Annotated in this window: 9 protein-coding genes; 4 read left to right on the top strand and 5 right to left on the bottom strand. The window is 58.4% G+C overall.

Translation table 11 applies throughout. The features are described from left to right. Window positions 1-389, bottom strand: a 389-nt coding sequence (locus tag F8J34_RS00975; RefSeq protein ID WP_297055480.1) for a DNA gyrase modulator, incomplete at its 3' end; no start/stop codon positions are given. Between the two features lie 121 nt (window positions 390-510). Here F8J34_RS00975 and F8J34_RS00970 point away from each other — a divergent pair. Continuing rightward, on the top strand, window positions 511-1,230 hold the full coding sequence (locus F8J34_RS00970; RefSeq protein WP_297055478.1) for a pseudouridine synthase: 720 nt from the start codon (window positions 511-513) through the stop codon (window positions 1,228-1,230). On the opposite strand, the gene F8J34_RS00965 is transcribed toward F8J34_RS00970, so the two are convergent. Beyond that, window positions 1,217-2,083 carry a PHP domain-containing protein gene (locus tag F8J34_RS00965; protein WP_297055475.1) on the bottom strand — a complete coding sequence of 289 codons (867 nt, stop codon included), beginning with the start codon at window positions 2,081-2,083 and terminating at the stop codon, window positions 1,217-1,219. The two genes, F8J34_RS00970 and F8J34_RS00965, sit on opposite strands and share 14 nt — an antisense overlap. Before the next feature lie 66 nt (window positions 2,084-2,149). Here F8J34_RS00965 and F8J34_RS00960 point away from each other — a divergent pair, with 66 nt between their 5' ends. Together F8J34_RS00960 and F8J34_RS00955 are read left to right on the top strand one after the other, a co-directional pair. Then, entirely contained in the window at window positions 2,150-2,599 is a 450-nt protein-coding gene (locus F8J34_RS00960; protein ID WP_297055473.1) for a universal stress protein, read from the top strand. A gap of 52 nt (window positions 2,600-2,651) precedes the next feature. Then, a complete protein-coding gene (locus F8J34_RS00955) occupies window positions 2,652-3,620 on the top strand; it encodes an NAD(P)-binding domain-containing protein (RefSeq protein WP_297055470.1) in 969 nt (322 codons plus the stop codon). Here F8J34_RS00955 and xth read toward each other — a convergent pair. Beyond that, the gene (xth, locus tag F8J34_RS00950) at window positions 3,617-4,399 is read right to left on the bottom strand and encodes an exodeoxyribonuclease III (protein WP_297055468.1); all 783 of its coding nucleotides are present in this window, start codon (window positions 4,397-4,399) and stop codon (window positions 3,617-3,619) included. The two genes, F8J34_RS00955 and xth, sit on opposite strands and share 4 nt — an antisense overlap. 21 nt (window positions 4,400-4,420) lie before the next feature. On the opposite strand from xth, the gene F8J34_RS00945 reads away from it, so the two are divergent. After that, window positions 4,421-5,323 (top strand): DMT family transporter, encoded by a 903-nt coding sequence (locus F8J34_RS00945; RefSeq protein ID WP_297055465.1) that lies wholly within the window; start codon window positions 4,421-4,423, stop codon window positions 5,321-5,323. A 9-nt stretch (window positions 5,324-5,332) separates the two neighbouring features. Here the strand turns inward: F8J34_RS00945 and F8J34_RS00940 are convergent, their stop codons facing one another. Further along, the gene (locus F8J34_RS00940) at window positions 5,333-6,085 is read right to left on the bottom strand and encodes a hypothetical protein (protein ID WP_297055462.1); all 753 of its coding nucleotides are present in this window, start codon (window positions 6,083-6,085) and stop codon (window positions 5,333-5,335) included. Between the two features lie 160 nt (window positions 6,086-6,245). Continuing rightward, the coding region (locus F8J34_RS09715; RefSeq protein WP_363315386.1) for a hypothetical protein at window positions 6,246-6,317 on the bottom strand (72 nt) is incomplete at its 5' end.

Raw genomic sequence — 6,317 nt, 5'->3', positions numbered from 1 at the left:
GCGGAAAAGACCGCCTCCTCCGTCTGAAGGAGAAGTCTTTCCAGTTCCGCGGAAGAGGGGATATCCGGAACCTTCGCCGGGAGTGAGGGTAGCTCCCCGCCTTCCGGGGGGTGGGCCTCCTCCTCGGAAAAGAGACTCATCTCATAGGCCCTTTCCATGGCCTCAAGGAGGGATTCCGGGGTGGCCCGGGTGGTGTAGGAAAGTCCGGCCCGGTGGCGGTGAATTACCCTCACGGCCAAAACGGTCTCCCGAAAGGGCGTTACCGCATAGGGAGTACAGTCACGGCGTTCCACGGAAAGGCCTTCCGAAAATTCCCCCCATAATTCGGCCCATACTCCCTTCTTGCGGGCCACGGTCTCTATAGGCTCGAAAAGATTCTCCGACTCCATCCCCAGCTAATGTAACACCTTTCGCCTTACTCTTTAAGATCCCCGGTTCTTCGGAACCGCTAAGGGGCCTTTTCAAGAGCGCCAAAAGGTATAACTATCTCTTACCGTGGAACCTTTATCCATGCGCCTTTCCCGCTTCCTGGCCCGGGCCGGGGTGACCTCCCGGCGCAAGGCCGAGGAACTCATCCGCGCCGGCCGGGTGCGGGTGAACGGCCGGGTGATTACCGAGCTTTCCTTCCGGGTGGTCCCGGAACGCGATCGGGTGGAGGTGGACGGGAAAGAAGTAAAACTTCCGGAACGGGTTTATTATCTCTTTTACAAGCCCCGGGGCTTCCTTACCGCCCTTTCCGATCCCCACGGACGCCCCACCATTAAAGAGTTCCTTAGGGGGCTTCCTCCAGGGGTCTTTCCGGTGGGGCGGCTGGACCGCGACTCCGAAGGCCTCCTCCTTCTCACCAACGACGGCGATCTGGCCCAGAAACTCCTTCATCCCCGCTACGAGATTCCCCGGGTCTATCGGGTGTGGTTGACCCGTCCGCCCCGGGAGGACCTTCTTTTACGCATCCTGCGTGAGGGTCTCGAGATCGAGGGACGGAGGGTTTTCCCCGAGGAGATAAAACTCATAAGGCGCAGCCGGCGGGAATGTGTCTATGAGGTGCGGCTTCACGAGGGACGCAAACGGGAGGTGCGGAAGATCTTTGCCGCCGCGGGCTCACGGGTGAAACGCCTGGTAAGGATCCAGTTCGGCCCCTTACGCCTTTCGGACCTCCGTCCAGGGGAGATCCGCCCCTTAAGGCCGGAGGAAAAGAGGACCCTTTTCGCCCTTCTTAAGCGAGGCTAAGGGCGGCCCGCTCCCTCTCCCAGCGGGCATAAAGCCGATCGTAGCATTCATCCGGCACCCTGAGGTTTCCCAGACCCCGGCCGAGCTTTATATCCGGCTTGTTTCGGCCGTGAAAGTCGCTTCCCCCGGTGGGCACCAGATCAAAGCGCCGGGAAAGATCAAGACAAAGGGCGGTGAACTCCGGGGAGTGATCCGTATAGTAGGCCTCGATCCCGGAGAGTCCGAACTCCTTGAGCCGGGCCACATAACGGGTAAGTTCCTCCGGGGAAAGCCGGAGATGTACCGGATGGGCGAGCACCGCGATACCGCCTGCGGCGCGGATGGCGGAAAAGGCCTCCTCCGGGGAAAGCCGGGCCTTGGGCACATAGGCCGGGGCCCCCTTGCGAAGATACCTTTCAAAGGCCTCCTCCGGGCTCCGCACCACCCCCTTTTCCACCAGGAGGGCGGCAAAGTGCGGACGTCCGATCTCCCCTCCCCCGGCCCGGGCCGCGACCTCCTCCAGCGTAATCTCCACCCCCAGGGACCGGAGTTTCTCCACCATCTTCACGTTGCGTTCCTCCCGGGCCTGCTGAAGCAGGGAGAGGGTGCGGCGCAGGTTCTCGTTTTTCGGATCCACGAAGTAGCCCAGGATGTGACAGTGCCCGGAGCCCTCAAATTTTACGCTGATCTCCACCCCGGGCACAAAACGAAGCCCTGCCTCTCTGGCCGCGGAGATGGCCTCCGAAAGCCCCTCCACGGTGTCATGATCGGTTAAGGCCAGGGCATAAAGCCCCTCGCTTTCGGCAAGACGCACCAGTTCGGCGGGACGATAGGTGCCGTCCGAAGCCGTGGAATGGGTATGGAGATCTACCATTTTTGCCCCCCGTGCTTATTATCTAGGATAAGAATTCTAAAAATAATCCAGAAAAGGGGGTTGTCCATGCCGGAGATCAAAACCATTCTCTTCCCGGTGGATTTCACCGAGGCTTCATCCAAAGTAGCCGGATATGTCCGGTTACTGGCCGAAAGATTTGGGGCCAAGGTATGTGCGCTTTTCGTGGTGGAGGACCTCATGCGCTATGCCGGATTCTATGTGCCGCACACCTCCCTGGAAAAGCTGGAAAAGGAACTCTTTGAAGGGGCCCAGCGGCGGATGAACGAATTCGTGGAGGAACACCTCTCCGGTCTGGAGGTAGAACCCCTGGTGGTATCCGGGGAGGTGGCCTCCAAGATTTGCGAAATAGCCAAAGACAAGGGAGCGGACCTCATCGTGATGGGAACGCACGGACGCAAGGGGCTGGAGAAAGCCCTTTTTGGAAGCGTGGCCGAGAAGGTGGTAAAGACCGCTCCCTGTCCGGTGCTTACCATCAATCCTTTTCAAAAGGCCTGATCTTATGCTAAGCTAGCCCCCCGAAAGAAAACCTGGTTCGGGGGGTTAGCTTATGGAAAAGTTCAAGATCGCGGTGATAGGGGCCGGGCCGGCCGGGATTGCCGTGGGCGTGGAGGCCCGGGCCAAGGGTATCTCTCCGGTAGTCATCTTTGAGAAGGCGGAGACCTTCTGCGACACCATTCAGCGCCTCTATCGCCCCGGGAAGAGGGTGGATGCGGTCTTTCGCAAGATGAAGGTCGAACCCCTGGGAATCTGCTCCTTTGAAACCGAATCCAAGGAGGATTTCCTGAAACGTATGGAAAACTACATCCGGGAGTACAATCTCGACATCCGCTATCGAACGGAAATAAACGCCCTGGAACGAACGGAGGCCGGCTATCGGCTGCGTTCGGGTTCGGATTGGGTGGCCGAGGCCCCCATCGTGGTCATCGCCATCGGAATCTTCGGAAAGCCCCGCAAGCCCGACTATCCCATCCCCAAGGAGGTGCGCGACCGGGTCTTCTTTGAGGCTCCCTGTGAGTGTCCCACCGGAGGAAAGGTCCTGGTGGTAGGCGGGGGAGACACCGCGGCGGAGACGGCCTGTTTCCTCTGCCAGGGCTGCGACGAGGTCTATCTCTCCTACCGGAGGCCCAAGTTCTTCCGCATCAATCCCGTAAACCTTGAAAACCTGGAGAAAAAAGCCGAAGAAGGCCGGGTGAAGCTTATGCTCAATACGGACATAGATCACCTGGAGCCGGATCCCGCGGGGGTAAAGGTGGTCTTTAAGGACGGAAACACCATGGTCTTTGACCGCATTTATTACTGCCTGGGAGGAAGCACTCCGGCCGGGTTCCTCCGCTCCATCGGGGTGGAGTTCGAGGACGGGCGTCCCAGGCTCGACGAATACTACGAGACCAATCTTCCCGGGGTCTTTCTCGCCGGGGACATTGCCCTGGAGAAGGGAAGCATCATGGCCGCCTTCAACACCGCGCACATCGTGGTGGAGAGGATCGTGGAGAAGTACGGGGATCTTGTGCGCTAAAGGTTAAAGACGGCCACCACCGGGGCATGATCCGAGGGTTTCTTCCAGCCCCGGGGTTCGCGATCCACGAAACAGTCGCGGAGCCTTTCGGCAAGCGGCCGGGTGATGAGGATGTGGTCCAGGCGCATCCCCCGGTTGGCCCGAAAGGCTCCGAACTGATAGTCCCACCAGGTGAAGATCCCGGCCCGGTCGGGATGTTTGAGCCTTAAGGCATCCAAAAGCCCCCAGGAGAGAAGCACCTCAAAGGCCGAGCGCTCCCTTTCGGTAAAACAGATCTGGCCGGAAAGGAGCTCCGGATCATAGACATCCGTCTCCTGCGGGGCCACATTGAAGTCCCCGCACAGGGCCAGCGGGGTCTCCGGACTGAACTCCCGCGAAAGAAGCTCCCTCAGACGATAGAGAAACTCTAACTTATAAAGATAGTAGTCCGAACCCACCGGAGAGCCATTCGGCACATAGACCGAGATCACGATAAGACCCGCGGTCTCCACGGCCAGCACCCTTTCCTTAGCCTGGGGATCCTCCTCCCCGGGAAAGCCCCGGAGGACCTCCCGGGCCGGCTGCGAAACCAGCACCGCCACCCCGTTCCTTCCCGGCCCCCCGGCGTGAAAGGTGCGATACCCCTCCGCGGAAAAGACCTCCTCCGGAAGGGCTCCGTCCCGAAGCTTGGTCTCCTGAAGACAGAGGACCGAGGGTTTGCGCAGGGAAAGATAGCGGCGGACGTGGTCCTCCCGGGCCTTAAGCGAGTTCACGTTCCAGGTGGCAAGCACGAACTCCACACCTCCATTATAATACAGGCCATGCCCTGGTGGATACTTTCCTTGGCCGCGGCCTTCTCCGTGGCCCTGGGAGATGCGCTGAACAAGAAATTCTTCGCCAAAGAAGGCATGGCCCGTATGGCTGTAGCCCGCACCCTGGGCCCCATCCCCTTCCTGATCCTCTTCCTCCTCACTCTCTATTCCCCAAAGGCCTACCTGCACTTCACCCTCTCGGCCCTGGGGAACCCCGAGTTTTTAAAGACCGTGGGGCTTCTTCTTCCGCTCGAGACCCTGGCTCTCATCCTCTACATGGAGGCCATCCGCGTCTCCCCCCTCTCCCTGACCCTTCCGCTTCTTTCCTTCACTCCGGCCCTTATCGTCCTTACCGGTTATCTGGTTCTGGGGGAGGAGCCGAGCCGGCGCGGACTCTCGGGGATCCTCCTTGTGGTCTTAGGGAGCTATCTTCTTCACCTTCCGGCCCTCTCCGAAGGGCCGCTGGCCCCCTTCCGAGCCCTCTTTCGGGAACGGGGCTCGGTCCTCATGCTCGGGGTGGCGGTGATCTATTCCGTGACCTCGGTCCTGGGGAAAAAGGCCCTGCTTCTTACCGACCCCCTGTGGTTTGCAGGGACCTATTTCGTGATCCTGGGGATCTTTGTGCCGCTTGTGCTTTCCCCGATCTTTCGCCCCGGGGTCCTTAGCTTGGTCTCTCGCCGGCCCGGTCCCCTTCTTCTCTTAGGACTCACCCAGGCGGCCATGGTGGTCTTTCACATGAAGGCCATGAGTCTGGCCCCCGCGGCCTACATGATCGCCGTAAAACGCACCAGCATCCTCTTCGGCGTCCTTTTCGGCGGGGCCTTCTTCCGGGAAACGCATCTTAAGGTAAGATTTTTCGCCGCGGCGGTAATGCTCTGCGGAGTTTTTCTTCTTTCCACGGCTTCCTGGTAAAATCTGGAATTATCCTTCCAACCGATCCAGATGGGACTTAAATTCCTCCAGATCCTTAACCCGAATGGCCAGACGAAGCAGGGTGCGAAGAATTTCTCGCTCCTCAATACTTTTAATTCGGGAAATGATAGACCTGGGCAAAAGCCCGAATCTCTCCTCCAAGGCCTCAAGGACCATCTCCCTTGCCTCCTCAAGGAGGCCTCGCTGTATCCCCTGCTGTATCCCCTGCCGCATTCCTTCCTCATACCCTTCCTTTTTAATGATCTCATAGGCTGCGGATTCAATCATAAGATCTCGCCTCCTTTCCAGAAGCTTTACGGGAATTTCTTCGGAGATCAAGCCTCCCAAAATGGCCATTCCCGTAAGAAGGTCGGCCTTCTCTTCGCGGCTATAATTCCCCTCGTAGATCCTCTTTTCCGCTTCCTCAAAAAGGCTTTCCCCGCCCTTCATTAAGGGTACAAAAGGAAAGAGACATTCCGGCCCTCTTTCCAGAACTTCTCTGGCCTCAAGTTCATAAAGTTTAACCAGCCGATAATGATAATGCACCTCCTCATCGGTATAGAAATCTCGGGCTCCTTTGGCCGGGGTAAGAAGGAGAATAACGCTCACTACCGGGAGATCTTCCTGCAGGAGGTGGCGGCAGCGACACTCAAGGGTTCTTATAGGAATCCAGGGTTTCCAGTAGGAAAGAAACTCAAGAAGAACAAGGCGTTCGGAACCATCATCAAAGAAAGCCCGAAAGACAAAGTCCGACCGCCTCACGGAGGGTGTTTCCTGAGGAGCGGTCTCCACCGGGAGAGCGGAGGTTATCGGAAGACCACAAAGAACGGAAAGGACCGCTTCTTTACATCGGGAAAGAATAACCTTGGCTGCAAGATCATAATGCATTTTGTGAAATTTTAGTCTTTAAACGCCCGATCTTTCAAGCCGAAAATTCGTCAAGGTCCCGGAGGGGGCAGTCCGGGCAGAGGGGTTTTTTCGGGCGGCAGAGGTG

Source organism: Thermosulfurimonas sp. (genome assembly GCF_015491435.1).
Taxonomy (GTDB): Bacteria; Desulfobacterota; Thermodesulfobacteria; order Thermodesulfobacteriales; family Thermodesulfobacteriaceae; genus Thermosulfurimonas_A.
The sequence above is the reverse complement of the archived record's forward strand: the minus strand, read 5'-3'. Positions and strand labels throughout refer to the sequence as shown.